The sequence below is a fragment of the Brevibacillus sp. MS2.2 genome, assembly GCF_013284345.1.
GTDB classification, from domain to species: domain Bacteria; phylum Bacillota; class Bacilli; order Brevibacillales; family Brevibacillaceae; genus Brevibacillus; species Brevibacillus brevis_C.
In genome coordinates this window covers 17,413-34,300 of sequence record NZ_JABSUZ010000040.1, presented here as the reverse complement: position 1 = coordinate 34,300, position 16,888 = coordinate 17,413, and the positions used below count along the sequence as shown (strand labels likewise).

The 16,888-nt window shown below is 48.1% G+C and carries 15 protein-coding genes; all 15 read left to right on the top strand.

Features of this window, described 5'->3' with window-relative positions; all coding sequences use genetic code 11:
• Positions 1 to 15: 15 nt before the first annotated feature.
• A complete protein-coding gene (locus HP568_RS25480) occupies positions 16 to 1,083 on the top strand; it encodes a peptidylprolyl isomerase (protein WP_048035571.1) in 1,068 nt (355 codons plus the stop codon).
• Positions 1,084 to 1,318: 235 nt separating this feature from the next.
• The gene (spoVT, locus tag HP568_RS25475; protein WP_048035572.1) at positions 1,319 to 1,861 is read left to right on the top strand and encodes a stage V sporulation protein T; all 543 of its coding nucleotides are present in this window, start codon (positions 1,319 to 1,321) and stop codon (positions 1,859 to 1,861) included.
• A gap of 108 nt (positions 1,862 to 1,969) precedes the next feature.
• Complete coding sequence (locus HP568_RS25470) at positions 1,970 to 3,634, top strand: putative polysaccharide biosynthesis protein (protein WP_048035573.1); 1,665 nt, start codon at positions 1,970 to 1,972, stop codon at positions 3,632 to 3,634.
• 9 nt (positions 3,635 to 3,643) lie between these two features.
• Positions 3,644 to 5,116: a bifunctional methyltransferase/pyrophosphohydrolase YabN gene (gene yabN, locus HP568_RS25465; RefSeq protein ID WP_048036018.1), complete on the top strand. Its 1,473-nt coding sequence runs from the start codon at positions 3,644 to 3,646 to the stop codon at positions 5,114 to 5,116.
• Positions 5,103 to 5,396: an RNA-binding S4 domain-containing protein gene (locus tag HP568_RS25460; RefSeq protein WP_012683879.1), complete on the top strand. Its 294-nt coding sequence runs from the start codon at positions 5,103 to 5,105 to the stop codon at positions 5,394 to 5,396. The genes yabN and HP568_RS25460 overlap by 14 nt, the downstream gene beginning before the upstream one ends.
• 110 nt (positions 5,397 to 5,506) lie before the next feature.
• Entirely contained in the window at positions 5,507 to 7,642 is a 2,136-nt protein-coding gene (locus HP568_RS25455; RefSeq protein WP_173630567.1) for a GDYXXLXY domain-containing protein, read from the top strand.
• Positions 7,643 to 7,820: 178 nt separating this feature from the next.
• Positions 7,821 to 9,854, top strand: coding sequence for a copper amine oxidase N-terminal domain-containing protein (locus tag HP568_RS25450; RefSeq protein ID WP_173630566.1), 2,034 nt, complete (start codon positions 7,821 to 7,823; stop codon positions 9,852 to 9,854).
• A 103-nt stretch (positions 9,855 to 9,957) separates the two neighbouring features.
• Positions 9,958 to 10,242, top strand: a complete 285-nt coding sequence (gene yabP, locus HP568_RS25445) for a sporulation protein YabP (protein ID WP_007726414.1) — start codon at positions 9,958 to 9,960, stop codon at positions 10,240 to 10,242.
• On the top strand, positions 10,239 to 10,811 hold the full coding sequence (gene yabQ / locus HP568_RS25440) for a spore cortex biosynthesis protein YabQ (protein WP_173630565.1): 573 nt from the start codon (positions 10,239 to 10,241) through the stop codon (positions 10,809 to 10,811). The genes yabP and yabQ overlap by 4 nt, the downstream gene beginning before the upstream one ends.
• Before the next feature lie 18 nt (positions 10,812 to 10,829).
• Entirely contained in the window at positions 10,830 to 11,138 is a 309-nt protein-coding gene (locus tag HP568_RS25435; protein ID WP_007726411.1) for an FtsB family cell division protein, read from the top strand.
• Between the two features lie 41 nt (positions 11,139 to 11,179).
• Positions 11,180 to 11,551, top strand: a complete 372-nt coding sequence (locus tag HP568_RS25430; protein ID WP_048035577.1) for a S1 RNA-binding domain-containing protein — start codon at positions 11,180 to 11,182, stop codon at positions 11,549 to 11,551.
• Between the two features lie 285 nt (positions 11,552 to 11,836).
• Positions 11,837 to 14,311, top strand: coding sequence for a stage II sporulation protein E (gene spoIIE / locus HP568_RS25425; RefSeq protein WP_173630564.1), 2,475 nt, complete (start codon positions 11,837 to 11,839; stop codon positions 14,309 to 14,311).
• A 120-nt stretch (positions 14,312 to 14,431) separates the two neighbouring features.
• Positions 14,432 to 15,193 (top strand): vWA domain-containing protein, encoded by a 762-nt coding sequence (locus tag HP568_RS25420; protein ID WP_048035579.1) that lies wholly within the window; start codon positions 14,432 to 14,434, stop codon positions 15,191 to 15,193.
• A complete protein-coding gene (locus tag HP568_RS25415; RefSeq protein ID WP_235617713.1) occupies positions 15,183 to 16,118 on the top strand; it encodes a serine/threonine protein kinase in 936 nt (311 codons plus the stop codon). The genes HP568_RS25420 and HP568_RS25415 overlap by 11 nt, the downstream gene beginning before the upstream one ends.
• Before the next feature lie 15 nt (positions 16,119 to 16,133).
• Entirely contained in the window at positions 16,134 to 16,883 is a 750-nt protein-coding gene (locus HP568_RS25410; RefSeq protein WP_048035581.1) for a threonine/serine exporter family protein, read from the top strand.
• The last annotated feature ends 5 nt before the right edge of the window (positions 16,884 to 16,888 follow it).

The following is a 16,888-nucleotide window of genomic DNA, read 5'->3' as shown; positions in this document are numbered from 1 at the left end:
GGGAGAACCTTATTTATGAAACGTTCTGTAGCGATTCTATCTTCGGCTGTTCTGGTCGTGGCACTCATGACTGGTTGCGGCGGAAAAGCAGAAGAAGCGAAACAAGACTCAAAAACTCCAGCGAATCAGACAGATGGCAGCAATCAAGCTGCTAATGATCCTTTGGTACAATTCCCTAAACTCACTCTGCCTTACACAGCCGACCAGAAAGCTGTCATTGTAGAGTATCAGGGGGGAACTGTAACAGGAAAAGAGTTCGAAGAGTTCCTGCGTGTTATTAACTTCATGAACCCACAACAAGGCACCATGATTGAAATGGCTGATAGCAACACACTGAAAGCTTATTCGCGTGAGTATACAGCTACCAAGGTTTTGGCTGGCCGTTCTGACGATGCCATGAAAAAAGAGTCCAAAGAACTCGCTGAGAAAACCTTCGAGAAAATCAAAACGCAGTACATGGGCTTTTTGGGCAAGGATGAAGCTCAGTTCAACAAGCTCATGGAAGGCCAAGGCGTAACGAAGGACATGATCGTCAATCAGATGGACCTGATCAACCAGTCCATCAATGTGATGAAAAAGAATATCGACGATGCTACGCTGAAGCAAACCTATGATCAAATGGACAAAGCTTCCCGTACCGTTGCTTCTGTTCGCCACATCCTGATCTCTACCGAAAAGCGCACACCAGAAGAGGCGTTAAAAATCTCCAACGACTTGGTAGCACGCCTCAAAAAGGGTGAAGACTTCGCGAAGCTGGCAACAGAGTTCACAGATGACCCAGGCAGCAAGCAGTCTGGGGGCTTGTACGAAAATGCGGATGTAACGCAATGGGTACCAGAATTTAAAGAAGCATCCCTGACGCAAAAAGTCGGTGAAGTTGGCCCGCCAGTAAAAACTGATTTTGGTTACCATATTATTAAGGTCGAGAATCGCAAAGAAAAGACCTTTGATGAGATGAAAGAACAGCTCCGCGCGAGTTCTTTGGAGAAAGCCTACGATGCTTTCGCCAAGAATGAGCTGGACAAGCTGATTACGAAATTCAACATCCCGCAGTCCAAAAATGATGCTCCGGCGAAGAAATAACAAGTCCGAAGAAAAACAGGGAATTCGTTTCCCTGTTTTTTCGTTTTCTCGCATATTCTTCAAACATGGGCAAATACTATTATCACTCGCTACCACCCGGGGGAGAGTAATTAAAGTAACTGGTAAAAATTGATACCATCACCCATAGTTAAAATTAGAATTTGAGGAAAAAATACAACTAACCTACCACCATCTATTCACTACCCACTTCTCAGGGAAAGCGAGGCAACAAGACATGAAAGCAACTGGTATCGTTCGTCGAATTGACGACCTCGGTCGGGTCGTGATTCCTAAGGAGATTCGTCGTACACTGCGCATTCGTGAGGGCGACCCGCTTGAGATTTTTGTGGATCGTGACGGAGAAGTCATTCTCAAAAAGTATTCACCGATTGGCGAATTGGGTGATTTTGCAAAAGAGTACGCGGACTCTTTGTATGAAAGCATGAATCATACCGTACTGATTTCAGACAGGGATAGTGTCATTGCTGTGGCGGGGGCCTCCAAAAAGGAATACTTGGAGAAACCAATTGGCAGTATTGTTGAGAAATGCTTGGAGGAAAGAAAGACCCGACTGGAGAAAAACACAGGCTCTTATGAAATTTGTCGTGACATGAACGAGACATATGGCTCGTTCGTCGTCGCACCGATTGTAGCAGGAGGCGATCCAATCGGGTCCGTGATCCTCCTCAACAAAAACGAGTCAACCAAGATGAGTGATTTGGAGATCAAAATGTCGGAAACAGCGGCCGGTTTCCTGGCAAAGCAGATGGAGCAGTAGAATCGATCAGCAAAAACAGCCTCGTACCCCGGGGCTGTTTTTCTTGTGCCTATGGCCTTGTGGTATAATGAACGAAGTTTTAGGTTGGAGAGGAGAAATTTCACGCACATGGCTCAAGAAAAAGCTTCCGTTCAATTTGTGAAAGGCGCGGCGATACTTGGAATTGCCGGTCTTGTCTCCAAGCTTTTAGGCGCTGTATACCGCATCCCATACCAAAACATTGCCGGAGATATCGGCTTGTACGTATATATGCAAGTATACCCGCTGTACACCGCGTTGTTGATTCTAGCGACGGCGGGTTTCCCCATTGCCATCTCCAAGATCGTTTCAGAGCGCGTCGCTGTCGGGGATGCGATCGGGGCGCGCAGGGCGTTTCGAGTAGCCAGTATATCGCTGGTCGTTCTCGGGATCTTTTTCTTCTTACTGTTATATGGTGGGGCACCTGTTATTGCCCGTATGATGGGTGATGAGCATTTGATTACCCCGCTCCGAGCGGTAGCTTGGTCACTGCCGTTGGTGCCGATGGTTGCGATCTTGCGCGGCTATTTTCAAGGGCATCAAAATATGATGCCGACTGGCGTCTCTCAGGTTGCTGAGCAGTTCATTCGCGTGATTTTCATTCTGGCTGCTGCATTCTGGGCGATGAACGTGTATCAGGACCCTTACCTGGCTGGTACAGGTGCCGTTTTTGCTGCTTTTCCAGGTGCCATTGCTGCTATTCTCGTCTTGCTTTGGTATTGGAGAGCGGACAAGAAGATGGGGCATCTGTCCATCGGTCACGTTGAGCAATCGGCAGCGCAATCATGGACCAATCGTCAAATTTTACGTCATCTCTTGACCTATGCCGTTCCGATTTGTATGGGCGCACTGGTTCTGCCGCTTGTTCCGCTTGTAGACTCGATGACCGTCGTCAATATGCTGCAATGGAGCGGTACCCCGGAGGACTTGGCCAAGCTATTGAAGGGTGCATTTGACCGTGGTCAGCCACTCATTCAGTTTGGTACGTTTTTCGCCACGTCCTTGTCGTTGGCATTAGTGCCTGCGATCAGTGAAGCTGTTGCCCAGCGTCAGCATCAATTGATCTCTCATCGTTCCGAAGTCGCCATTCGACTGACCTTCCTGTTGGGATTGCCTGCTTCCTTTGGACTGGCTCTGTTGGCGGAGCCGATCAACGTCATGCTCTACGGAGACAGCAACGGTACCGAGGCCCTCGCTGTACAGTCCTTCACAATTATTTTCGCCACAGTGAGTATTGCCAGCGCGGGGATTTTGCAAGGCTTGGGACGCGTAATGCGACCTGCCCGCAACCTGTTTATTGGTGTATTGGTGAAGCTCATCCTCAATCTGGCGCTTGTTCCGTTCTGGGGTATCTCTGGTGCAGCAGTGTCCACTGTTTTAGCTTATATGGTCGCTATGGGACTAAACGTTCTTGCGGTAATCAAATACACGGGAGCACACATTGGATTCCGCCAAACGGTGAAAAAGCCATTTGTGTCCGTCGTGGTGATGTCGATTGTCGTGCTGATTGTGGAGTGGCTCGCGAATACTGTGCTCGGCGGTGCCGGACTTTCAAATCGCTTGTTCTATACGCTGGTAGGTTTGATTGCTGTTGGTTCAGGGGCATTGGTCTATTTGCTGGCGCTTTTGAAAACGGGTGGACTCACGAGAAACGATATTCAATTTTTGCCAAAAGGAAAGCGAATTGCTTCACTGTTAACGAAATATAAGCTCCTCCCAGCGGAGAAAGCAAGAATGAACGAAAAGGAGGCGTGACGAGTGGAAATGAAGAATAAGACCATTACCGTAGTCGGTCTTGGTGCCGGAGATTTGGACCAGCTCCCTTATGGCATCTATCGTACGTTAAAAGCTGCCAAACAGCTATATTTGCGCACGAAAGAGCATCCGGTCGTAGCCGAGTTGATAGCAGAAGGCATCGCGATTGAGTCCTTTGATGATGTATATGAGCAGCACGATACGTTTTCCGACGTATACACCGATATTGTGGAGCGGCTTTTTTCACAGGTAAACGAAGCAGGCAGTCTTGTCTATGCTGTGCCTGGTCATCCTTTGGTGGCGGAACGTACTGTGCAGCTCTTGTTGGCAGAGGGACCAAACCGTGGCGTAGAAATCGAAATTGGCGGTGGACAGAGCTTTATCGATCCGTTGTTTGCCCGCCTACATATTGACCCGATCGAGGGATTCTCTTTGCTGGATGGGACGGCGCTCGCTGCTCATCAAGTATCTCCGGGTCTGCATACGATTATCGCGCAAGTGTACGATGCTTTTGTGGCTTCTGATGTGAAGCTGACCTTGATGGAAGTGCTGCCGGACGATTACGAGGTGACGGTAGCGACAGCCGTAGGGGTAGCGGGGCAAGAAATCATTGAGACAGTGCCGTTGTATGAACTGGACAGACTCGATCATTTCGGGAATTTGTCTTTGGTGTATGTACCGCCGACGAAGGACGAGAAGGTATCGTACCGCCAATTCTCCTACTTGAAGGAGATCGTGGCGATCCTGCGCAGTCCGGATGGATGCCCGTGGGATCGCGAGCAGACACATCAAAGCATCCGCAAAAACTTGATTGAAGAGACGTACGAGGTTTTGGAGACGATCGACGACGATGATCCAGATGCGATGTGTGAGGAGCTGGGTGATTTGTTGATGCAAATCATGCTGCATTCGCAGATGGCAGCCGAAGACGGATATTTTTCGGTAGATGATGTTGTTGCGACGTTGAATGAAAAGCTGGTTCGCCGTCACCCTCATGTATTCGGGGAAAAGAGCGCGAATGATTCCGAGGAAGCGCTGGCGAATTGGCAGGAGATCAAAGCACAGGAAAAAGCAGCAAAAGGCATCGATGTAACGGTTCAATCGCAGTTGGCGGGAATACCGCGTGACTTGCCAGCACTGATGTATGCGTACAAGTTGCAGAAAAAAGCAGCCCAAGTCGGCTTTGACTGGGACGATATTGCAGACGTGTACAAAAAGGTAGAAGAGGAGTACCGCGAGATCCAAGAAGCATCAGAGGAAGAACGTGCTGGCGAGTTGGGTGATTTGCTATTTGCGGTCGTCAATCTGGCGCGCTTCCTGAAGCTCGATCCGGAGGAAGCACTCGCATTGACCAACAACAAGTTCAAGAAGCGCTTTTCCTATATTGAAGGCAAGCTGCAAGAGGCGGGTCGTACCTTCGAGCAGACAGACCTGCAAGAGATGGACAAATGGTGGGAGGAAGCCAAACATGAGACTCGATAAATATTTGAAAGTGTCTCGACTGATCAAGCGACGCACGCTCGCAAAAGAAGTGTGCGACAAACAGCGTGTGGAAATCAACGATCGCCCTGCAAAGGCGTCCAGTAACGTGAAAATCGGCGACAAGCTGGCGATCCGTTTCGGACAAAAAATCGTGTCTGTAAAAGTAGAAGACATCAAGGAAAACCCGCGTAAAGAAGAAGCGGCTTCGCTGTATACCGTCATTGGCGAAGTTCCCGTTCCGCGTGATGAAAAAGAAGAAGACGCCTACCTCAAAGGGTAATGTGCGCACGAAAAGAGACTGCCGGGATGGCAGTCTTTTTTTAGGCTTTTTTTCCAATCAGAGGATATAATGAGAGTACCTGAAGGCATTTCCGAAGGGATGTGTGCTGTATGCAACAAAACGGAGTTCGAACAGGCTACTTTTTGTCCATTTCGCTTCTGCTATCATCTATCCTGTACTTTTTTGCCTCGAACTGGCCGCTCATGGTCAGGGAGCAAAAGATTGGCGTCAGCGTAGCAATCCTCGTTCTTTTTTATTTGTTATCCTATGGACTGCGTTTCATCAAACGACATACGTTTTTGAGCAATTGGCTTCTGGTGGCTGGAGGATTGGCCTTTGGTATCAGTGTGGCTTTGTTGGGGCAAATATACAATTCACATGCCGATAGCTATATGCTGTTCGTTGTATGGCTTATTCCGAATTTACTATTCGCGATTTTGACGCGGTATCAGCCATTCTATGTCATCAGCTATGTCCTCGCTCATTTGGCGATTTACTTCTTTCTCCATCCATCCGTCATTCGTGTAGCGCGTGAAGACGAGTGGTGGTTCATGATTTTTTGGTTGATTGCGTTGGGAAATATGGTCTTGTTCTGGCTAACCACGACAGGAAGACTACATTCTAAACCGATCTACTACTTATCTTTTCTGACCTTTTCCATCAGTCTTTTCTGGTCATCTTTCACGGATGTATACGGTCTGCTCCCAGAGCTTTTATATGTCCTTACCGGGGGAATCCTGTTTGTCACGTTTTTAAAATGGGTGCCGAGTCGCGGGCTTCTGATTGTGACGGCCTCACTGCTCTCGCTGTTTGTGCTCGTTAAATTCATATCCTACATGGTGATGTATTATTCAGAAGGCTTCTTTGTTTTGATGCTGCTGCTGACCGTACTCATTATTTGGGGAGCAGTTGCAGGGATTAATTGGCTGCGCAAGGAATCAGCGTATCAAAAAAGCAAATGGGTTGTGTTTTTCCAAGAGGCATTCACGGTTCTCGTCACGACCATTGCCGCATCTATTGGAGCGATTTCGATAGCGGGTCTGTTTTTTCTGATCATGGAAGACGAAAGAGTTATTGATTTGCTGTTTTTCCTTTCCTTAATTGGCTTTATTGGCCCTGTGGTGTTTATGAGCGGGATGAATGCAACGGTACGATATACGCTGCTCACAATGGGGTATATATTGGGTGTCGGTTCTGTTCTGTTTTTAGAAGGAGTTTACTGGATCGTTTTCCTGTTGGTACTGTTATTCGTGTGGAAAGCTGTCTCGGCCATTCCGGCGCGGCTTTTGACGCAGCTGACCTTTTTAGTCGTCCTGGCTACGAAGCTGGATGAGTACCTGCCTTCCTTTGAATATGTGCTCTTGATCATATTTGCTACGCAGTTGGCGATGCATTACGTAAAGCAATTGCCAGTCGTTTTGCAAAACAGCTCGTTGGTGTATGCCTTACTTTCGTTTTTGATCCTGACAGAGAAAGGGTTTCAGTCGGGCTTCGTGAATGTGGGAGTGAATCTGGCTTATTTCGCAGTCAGCACGTATTTGTTGTACCGGACATTGCATCAGCAAAATAAGGTGAGATTCGGAATCGTGCTCGGTTTCTGGTTTGCCTTTCTCCTCATGAAGTACTACGACATGCTATGGAGCCTGCTGCACAAGTCACTGAGCCTGCTTTTGCTCAGCCTGGTATTTTTCATCGTTACCATGTGGTGGGATCGAAGGTCGAAAATCGAGTGGCCGAGAAGCGAGCCTTCCCTTTTTGTGAGAAAAGCGCTTGTGTTGCTTCCTGTCATTTTGCTGCAATTTGTTTTCATTGGCTATCAAGTATGGAGCAGTGAGACGATCCTGGCCAACGGAAAAACGGTAAAGCTGGAGTTAGTCCCAATCGATCCACGTTCGTTGCTGCAAGGTGATTACGTCAGACTTGGCTACACCATTTCTGCATTGGACCAAGAACAGGTTGACTCAGGGGATAAGATTCGAGTCGTACTCCGCCAACAAGCAGATGGCTTGCACAGCTACAGTGGCTATTATGAACTCAATGGTCGATGGAATCGAGCCTACGAGCCTCAGCCATCGGATGTGATCATTAATGGAAGCACAATCGGTGGCAATCAAGTGGAATACGGCATAGAAAACTATTTTGTCCCGGAAGGAACCGGACTTGAAGTGGAGCGGAATGCCAAATACGCTATCGTGAAAATTGGCGAGAGAGGCGATGCCATCCTGGAGAGTCTGTCGAACCAGTAGATAGTACGAAGAAGAAGCTGCCTGTGTCATCGGGCAGCTTCTTTTGCGTGAGGAAGTAAACGCTCTTTCTTTGGAACCCATGTGCAACACGGAAATATCATTCGTTACCAGTCTGTAACCATTTCCTGCCGAACATTTCCTATCATAGTAAGGAATTGTAGAGAAGGAGGCGTTACCGTTGAAAAAAAGCGTAAACAAAGGGATCTCAGTGCTTCTGGCCACTACGGTGTTGGCAAGTCCACTGATGCTCGAGCCAAAAGCGGCTTATGCTCTCTCTATTGAGGATGTTTCTGCAGACGATTCAGATGTGGATGAGGAAACAGAATATACGATTGAGTTTGAAATCAATAAGGAATTAACGGCAGGGGATAGTATCTACGTTAGATTCCCTTCAGATTATTCGGTAGATAAAAAGCTGAGAACATCAGACATCACGCTTGAAGATGACGATGATGATGAGATCTCGATCGACAGCGTATCCGTCAGCAAAAATGTAGTTGAGATCGAAGTTGATGAAAGGATCAGAAAAGGCACTGTTCTCACATTGACTATTGATAACATCACCAACCCGGAAGACAAGGGCAGCTATGAGATCGAAGTAAAAACGAGCGAGGAAAACAGCTACAAGGGTAAAAAAATCAGCATCGGCAAATCTTCGAGCAGTAGCAGTAGCAGCAGCAAGGGCGACTTCGAGGCATCTCAGAGCAGTAAAAATGCCGAGGACGGAATCTCTTTAACGCTCGGAAAATTTAATCTCTCCTCAAAAAGCAAGCTGAAAGAGGGGAAATACATTTACGTCAATTTCCCTTCAAGGGACATGCTGCCAAAGAGCATCAGCAAGTCTGAGGTGAAGGTAAACGGGTACAAAGCAGATCATGTCTCCAATCTCGATGACGACTCCATTCGGATTGAAATTCCGAGTGGTGCAGATGGCGATAGCTACATAAAACTAGAATTCACTTCTTCAGCGGGAATAGTAAACCCATCCAAACCAGACAAGTATTATTCGTATGAAATTGAATATGACAGCAAGAAATACAAGTCAAAAGATGTAGAGATTACAGGCATAAGCAATACGCCATTCAGCGTTTCTTTGTCGGACAGTTCAGCGGGAGCACGCACGAGCTATACGTTTGAAGTGGATCTTTCCTCCAAGCTGGGATCGAACGCAGAAATCGAAGTTGAATTCCCAAGTGGAGTAACTGTTCCGCCGATTCTTACCAGCAATAGCGTCACTGTCAATGGTTCTCAAGTGACGAATGTAAGCGTGTTGGGAAATAAGATTTATTTCCGCACGCCATACGGATTCAATAGCACAAATCGCGCGAGCATCAAGTTTGCCTTCGAAGGATATTTGACCGCTCCAAAAACAGCGGGAACATATACCGTGACGGCCAAAATCGACAACAAGACTTATAAGTCGAAGGAATTTCAAGTTTCCGGAGTGACTCCACCAGTCGCGGTGGATAATACATTGGCAACGGTTGGGCTGACGAGAGCGACTGCCTCTACTCCTGCTGGTATTTCCATCGGCATCAAAGCCATGGGTGCTCCGATTGTTCGCAATCAGGGCTTCATTGAAGTCGTACTTCCTGTTGGCTTCCGTGTTCCAGCCTACTTGCCAGCGAACACAGTAACGGTGAACGGTGTGGCCGCTAGCTTTGTTGGTGTGCGCGGACAAAATCTGATTATTATCCCTGCCCAGGATATTCCGGCAAAAACAGCAGCTCAGGTCAATATCGCCGAGACAGCTGGCATTGTGAATCCGGCTACGCCAGGTGTGTACAGCATCGGCGTATACAACTCCGAGGAGAGAGGCTTGCTCTTCTCTCGTCCAGCGACCATCGTGTCTCTGAATGGCGTAAGCTTCAAGCAGAACGTCGCTTCGTTTACGAAGGCTGGTAAAACCACTAAACTTGCAGTGGCACCTTATACCGTAAATGGCAACACGCTGATGCCAACTACGTTTTTCCGTGATGCCCTCGGGTTTTCGATCAGTTACACCAAAACGACAGCCAAAGTCGTGAGCGGCAATACGGTCATGCAATTCAAGGTCGGTTCAAACATAGCGACCATCAATGGCAAAAATGTAACGCTGCCTGCAGCGGTTCAGTTGAAAAACAACGTTCCTACTCTGCCTCTTAAAACCATCACGGAGCGTACCGGTTACAAAATCATCTATGTGAACGGGAACTACACCGTTTACAAGTAAGGACAGTCTGGCAACCCCGTATTTATACGGGGTTTTCTTTTGTTCTAACAGGACATCCCTCCCCATACGATAGTACAAGAAGGGTACGTGAGGAGGGAGTATCATGAACGATCACACGAGACGGCCACGTCATGAAGTCGTGATGATTAATCGTCGCAGCTTAGCGATATCGGGAGTAAAAAACGTCGAAAGCTTTGACAGCGAAGAATTCCTCTTGGAGACGGACGGCGGCTTTTTAACCATACGAGGCCAAAACCTGCATATGAAAAATTTGAGTCTGGAAACCGGAGAAGTAGCGATCGAGGGGCTCGTTCACGAGATGGCCTATCTGGAGCAAGGGCAGGCCGGCGATCGGTCGAGAGGATTCTTCGGCAAGTTATTCAAGTGAACATCGCGATCCAGTTACAGACGGTATTGGCCATGTCGACGTGTGGTGCACTGATGGGTATGGGATTCGATACGTATCATGTATTTAAGGGCAAGGCCAGACTGCCACTCTGGTTGGTCTTTTTCTTTGACATCCTTTTTTGGGTGGGCAGTATGGGCGCTGTCTTCTTGATTTTGGTGAAAGTGAATGACGGGATTATTCGGTTTCCGATATTTTTTGGAATGTTATTTGGCGCGTGGCTGTACTTCTTAATAGGTAGTAAGAAGTATATCCTTTTCTTGCACCGCGTGATAAAATTCTGTCAGTGGTTTTACCGTACGGTCGTAAAAATTATAGACTTCCTGCTTGTACGTCCTGTGCTCTTTCTTTTCCGAGTGATCATCATGGTGCTGACATTTTTGTATTCCGTGTTGCTCGCGATTCTCGGCTTTTTGTGGAAAGTGACGCGTTTTGTCACCTCTCCTTTTGCCAGATGGGGTCAACATTTGGGGAAAAAAATGTATGGAAAAACAACAGGATTTTGGACCAATTGGAAGAATTGGTTTCACTCAAAGAGAAAGCGGGAGTAGATTCGAGGTGGCGTACTGATGAAGGAAGCAAGAACCTCTTCCATTAACCGAAAAGGGCAAAGAAGGAGAATGCGTCTCTTTTTCTTTGTGATCCTGTGCTTTTTCGTCTGGACTAGCTATACCTTGTTTTTGCAAAGTGGCGAGTTGTCCAAGAAGGAGACAGAGCTGGAAGCCCTGAAGCAAGAATCAGCGGTCTTGCAGCAAAAACAAGAGGATCTGACCTATGAAGCAAGTCGGTTAAACGATCAGGAGTACTTGGCAGAGCTGGTCCGTAAGCGAATTTTGTTTACCAAGCAGGGCGAAAGCATCTATATCATTCCGGATTGAGTATACAGCTGATCTTCAACGAGAGGGAGGCATTCCACATCATGGAGATCGAGGTCGGGAGCATACTGGAAGGAAAAGTCACCGGTATCACCAAATTCGGAGCGTTTGTTCAGCTACCAGGCGATGTGACCGGACTGGTCCATATTAGTGAAATTGCTGACGTCTACGTCCGGGACATCCATCAATTTTTAAAAATCGGAGACACGGTAACAGTAAAAGTCCTCAGTCTCCGTGAGGGCAAAATTGGCCTTTCTATCAAAAAAACAATGGAAAAGGAACGGCCACCCCGTTATCAGCGGGAGCGACGTGAAGGCTTTGAAGAAAAGCTGAACCGCTTTTTGAAAGAAAGTGAAGACAGGCAGTCCTCCTTGAAGAAAAGCGTAGAGAAAAAGGGCCGCGGTCGATCTTTTTGATTCGGAAAATTATGACTTTTCTTTCTTTATGAAAAGCGCACTTTGACTGTAAAAATAGGAAGGTCATTTCGAAGTCTTGACGAATAAAGTATCCTAAGCCCGTTTCGCAAAGCGCGAATCACCTGTCAGCCGACGTTATCCGCCATAACGTCGGTTTTTTTTGTCCATTTGCGTTACTGAATTTGTCGCACGATTCTGTGAATATTCATTGGATTTTTGACAAATTTTACAATGCCCCCTCCGTATAATGGAGAAACACATTGACCAAGAACGGGGTGGAGCGAAATGATTGCGAACAAAAACGTAACACAAGCCGGACAGGCTTGGACGCGGCAAGTGTCCGATCGAATGGGTACCACTGCCCAGACGTGGGGAGAAAAAGTAGCAGATTTCATAGAGAAGTGGAATGTTCTCCCCATCCTCATGGGCTTCTTATTAGGACGAGCTCTAATCGTGGAGGAGCTAACCCCCTTTGCTATACCGTATTTCATTGTCATGTTTTATATTCGTCGAGATTGTTTGCTTGTCACGGGGATGGCTCTTATTATCGGCGCTTTTACCCAGTCGGTGCCTGTTGGGCTGGAAACCGCCTTGAGTGTGATACTTGCCTTGTTTGCCTGCAAACTGATGAATAAAATGCGCAAGAAGGATTTTTCACGGACGCCTTTGCTGGTCGTCGGGACGATTTTCATCAGCCGTCTGTTGTATGCGGTTCTGACCAATCAGGTAACGACCTACGAGCTCGTGATGGTAGCGGTGGAAGCGATTCTTGGCTTTGTACTGACGCTCATCTTCATCCAGTCCTTATCGATCATTCATTTGGCGAAGCCTTACGAGCCTCTCAAAAATGAAGAGATCGTTTCGTTAGTCATTTTACTGGCTTCCTTGATGACGGGTACTGTGGATTGGATGGTCGAGGGCATTTCGATGGAGCATGTACTTACACGCTATTTGCTGCTCGTCTTTGCTTTTGTCGGTGGTGGCACGATCGGTGCGGCTGTTGGTGTAGTCACAGGTCTTATCCTCAGTCTGGCTAATGTGAGTGCTCTTTTACAAATCAATCTGCTCGCTTTTTCCGGTCTTCTGGCAGGCTTGCTAAAGGAAGGCGGCAAAGTGGGCGTTTCGGCAGGCTTGTTGATCGGTACGGCTATTCTTGCGATTTACGGTGGAGCAGAAGAGACACTCTACTACTCCTTGGTTGAAACCTCTCTGGCTATTGTGCTCTTCATACTGACCCCTGCTGCTCTTTGGAAAAAAGTAGCCCGATTTATCCCCGGGACTCCTGAGAATTTACAGTCCCATCAAGAATACATGCGCAGAGTTCGCGATGTGACAGCGGGCAAAATCCAGCAATTCTCCGATTTGTTTACGCAACTCTCCCATAGCTTTGCCCAGACAGCCGATCCTGAAGAAATAGAAGAACAGGCCGATGCCTTTCTTAGCCGTGTATCCGAATTCACCTGCCAGAAATGCTGGAAAAAAGAACAATGCTGGGAAAAAGATACGCAGTCGACTTATGAGGGAATGCGCTTTTTAATGGAAAAAGTGTACGAGAACGGTACCTTGGCTGGCGTTACACCGCCGCGTGATTGGGAGCGCAAGTGTGTCAAAACCGAAAAGGTCATGACTGTAATGGAGCAGGAATACGATCGCCAGCAGTCGTTTGACCAACTGAAAAAGCAGGTAAAAGAAAGCCGGATGCTCGTAGCTGACCAGCTATCGGGAGTCTCGCGAGTCATGAGTGATTTTGCCCGGGAAATACAGCGGGAGGGAATGGAACTGAGCTTTCAGGAAAAGCAGGTCTCACAAGCATTGGAGGGCTTGGGGCTGTCGGTACGCCGCGTAGAAATACACAGCTTGGAAGAAGGGAAGGTCGATATCGAAATCAGTCAGCCGACTTGCTATGGTCGCGATGAATGCGCGAAGATCGTGGCTCCCATGCTCACGGAGATTTTGGGGGAAAACATTGTGGTTCGCGAGCGGCATTGTGAAGCGCAAAAAGACGGTTCATGCACGATGTGCCTTGCTTCCGCCAAAACGTATGAGATCGATATCGGGGTCGCAGGTGCGGCCAAAGACGGCAAGCTATTATCCGGTGACAGCTTCCGCACGATGGATTTGGGTAATGGAAAAATGGCGCTGGCGATCAGCGATGGAATGGGAAATGGCGAGCGGGCATCCATAGAGAGTCAATCCGCCCTCGATATGCTCCAGCAGCTTCTGCGATCTGGTATGGACGAAAAAATTTCGATCAAAACCGTTAATTCCGTGCTCGCCCTGCGCTCCAAGGAGGAAATGTTCGCGACGGTTGACTTGGCTCTGATCGATTTGCAAACAGCTCATACGCGTTTTGTAAAAATCGGCTCTACCCCGAGCTTTGTCAAAAGAAATAAAGATGTCATCACAATCACCGCCAACAATCTGCCAGTGGGAATTTTGGAAGAAATCGAGGTGGATGTCGTATCTCGTATGCTCAAGCCAGGTGATTTACTCGTGATGATGTCCGATGGCATCTATGAGGCGCCTCGCCATATTGAGAATAGGCAAGCGTGGATGAAGCGAATCATTAGCGAACTGGAGACGAATGATCCACAGGAGGTTGCTGATTTACTGTTGGAAAAAGTCATTCGCCAGCATTCTGGACAAATTGTTGATGACATGACCGTGTTGGTAGCGCGAATTGACCGATTTGTACCGCAGTGGGCTGCCATCGCAGTGCATGGAATGGAGAAGCTCGAGCGTCCACGGATTGTAAGTTAGGAGTATGTTTTCTCTATTACCCGTCGATACTGTTGCTAAAAATATCCTGCGAAGTGAAGTGGATGAACGTTCGCTACACGGAGCTGGGACTGACAAAACAGATCGAATGGGGAGATTATTGTGAAAGAAGCGACACTTCGTCAAATATTGGTAGTGACAGACGGCTGCTCCAACTCGGGGATGAGTCCCGTTGCTGCGGCGGCACTGGCAAGGGAGCAAGGAATTACGGTCAATGTGATTGGCGTAATCGACAAGAGTGAGCTGGGTGAAAAAGGGGAAAAGGAAATCAGGGATATTGCGGAAGCGGGTGGTGGACTCTGCGACATCGTGTACCCCCAACAGCTTGCGCAAACGGTACAAATGCTGACGCGAAAAGCAATGACACGCACCATTCATCAAGTGGTCAATAAAGAATTAAAAGAGATTTTGGGCGATTCCGGAATAGAGGAGCTGGCACCTGATAAAAGAGTGCAGGTTGCTGGCATGGTTGACGAGCTGGGTGAAAAAAGCAGCTTGAACGTCGTGATGCTAGTGGACACCTCAGGAAGTATGAAGCCAAAGCTGTCGGCTGTTCAGCAAGCGATACACGATTTCAGTATTAGTCTGCATTCGCGGAGTGGACAAAGCAGGATGGCGGTCGGTTCATTTCCGGGGAAACAAAAGCATCTCGATATCCGCATTCCATGGACAGAAAAGGTCGAGCAGGCCCATCAAATTACGAGTGATTTGGCGATGAGCGGAATTACTCCTACAGGACCTGCCATCGTAGAGGCAATTGCCCTGTTTGAGCAGGACAAGCTCCCACGCTCGCTGCAAGAGCGTTATATCGACCAAGACGAAGAGGACGACTCGAACGGAATGCTGCGTGACCATGTCTTTTAAGGCAGCCACCCCCGACCTGCCCAAGCACTTTACTGGCAAGTGGAACAAAAAATCGTACCACGTCTTACGGGAGTTGGGGCGTGGTGCGAACGGGACCGTGTACCTGGTATCCCAAGGTGGCGTACAGCGCGCGGTTAAGGTCGGTGTGGAAGGCATAGACATTTTAATGGAAGTGAATGTGTTGAAAAGCACACAGCAGGGGCGGGATTCCAAAGTGGGACCGCTCCTGTGCGACGTGGACGATCTCGTTGTAAACGGGAAGGCCTGTACATTTTATGCCATGGAGTATCTTCAAGGCTTGCAATTGGATGAATATATCAAGCAAGAGGGTACGGACTGGGTGGCAGTGATGATGGTTCAATTGCTGGCGCGGCTGGATGTTTTGCACCAGCATGGCTATATTTTTGGCGATTTGAAACCGCAGAATGTGATGGTTACCCAAACGGACAAGCAGGTACGCTTGATTGATTTCGGTGGAGTGACCAAGCTGGGCAACGCCGTTCGGCAGTTTACAGAAGAGTATGATCGAGCTTTTTGGCATGCAGGTGATAGACGGGCTGAAGTAAGTTATGACCTGTTCTCGACAGCCGTGATGATGGTGCGTCTGACGGTTGGAGCGGAAACGTGGAAAAACAGCCTTGGTGACCCACGTCACACGATATTGCTCTGTGATATAATACGAAAAAGTGACAGCCTGTATCCTTACCGGGAGCCTTTATTGAAGGCGTTTCACGGTAAGTTTGCGACCGCGAAAGAAATGCGAACGGAGCTGTTGGCAGTCTTGCGAGATAGCATGAGCGCCAAGCAGCAAAAGCCGCAAAAGAAACCGCGGACGAAAGGGAGTGCAGGAGCGGGTATTAGCGGTCTTTTTGTCGCCTCGCTACTCCTGTTGGCTGGCACTTTGTATTACGCATGGTTTATGTGAAGGATGTGACGGTTCGTGTCCTCAGATTTGGTGATGGATACTTGCTTGTTGGCAGGCTCGATTATTTTGAAAAACGGTGGAGAGACATACCGGACGGAAGAGACAATGGCATTGATTGCGAAGGCAGCGGGGATGGATGACGTCAACAGCTCAGCTACGCCTACGAGCATCATCCTGTCCTTTCGTTGCAGTGGATTCGATCATACAAGAATGGTTCGTACCCCCAAACGTACGACCAACCTCAATAAAATTACGCTCGTGAATGATGTTTCCCGACAGTTTGTCGGTGGGAAAATTAATTTGGAGCAAGCCTATCGGACGCTGCGTGAGATCGATCAGAAAAAGCAGATCTATCCGAAATGGTTGCAGCATCTAGCAGCCGCTACGGCCAGCGGCTCCTTTTCCATGCTTGCAGGGGGAGATTGGGGCAGTCTGATTCCCTCTGCGATGGCCGGGCTGATTGTGAACCTGAGCCAGGAATATTTAGAACAGTTTGTCCGGATGAAGTTTTTTACGGAGTTCTCTGCCGCTTTACTAGGAGGACTTTTCGCGTTGTTGACTGTGACGATCTTTCCGCAGTTGCATTTAAGCATCATTATTATTGGTGCGATGCTTCCGTTGTTTCCGGGGATCGCCATCACTAACTCGCTTCGGGATTTGATGGCTGGTGATTTGGTTGCAGGTGTTTCACGCGGAGTAGAAGCCATGCTAACTGCTGTCTCCGTAGCGGTAGCCACAGCCATTATTCTTTCGTTTACGAGGTGAGTACG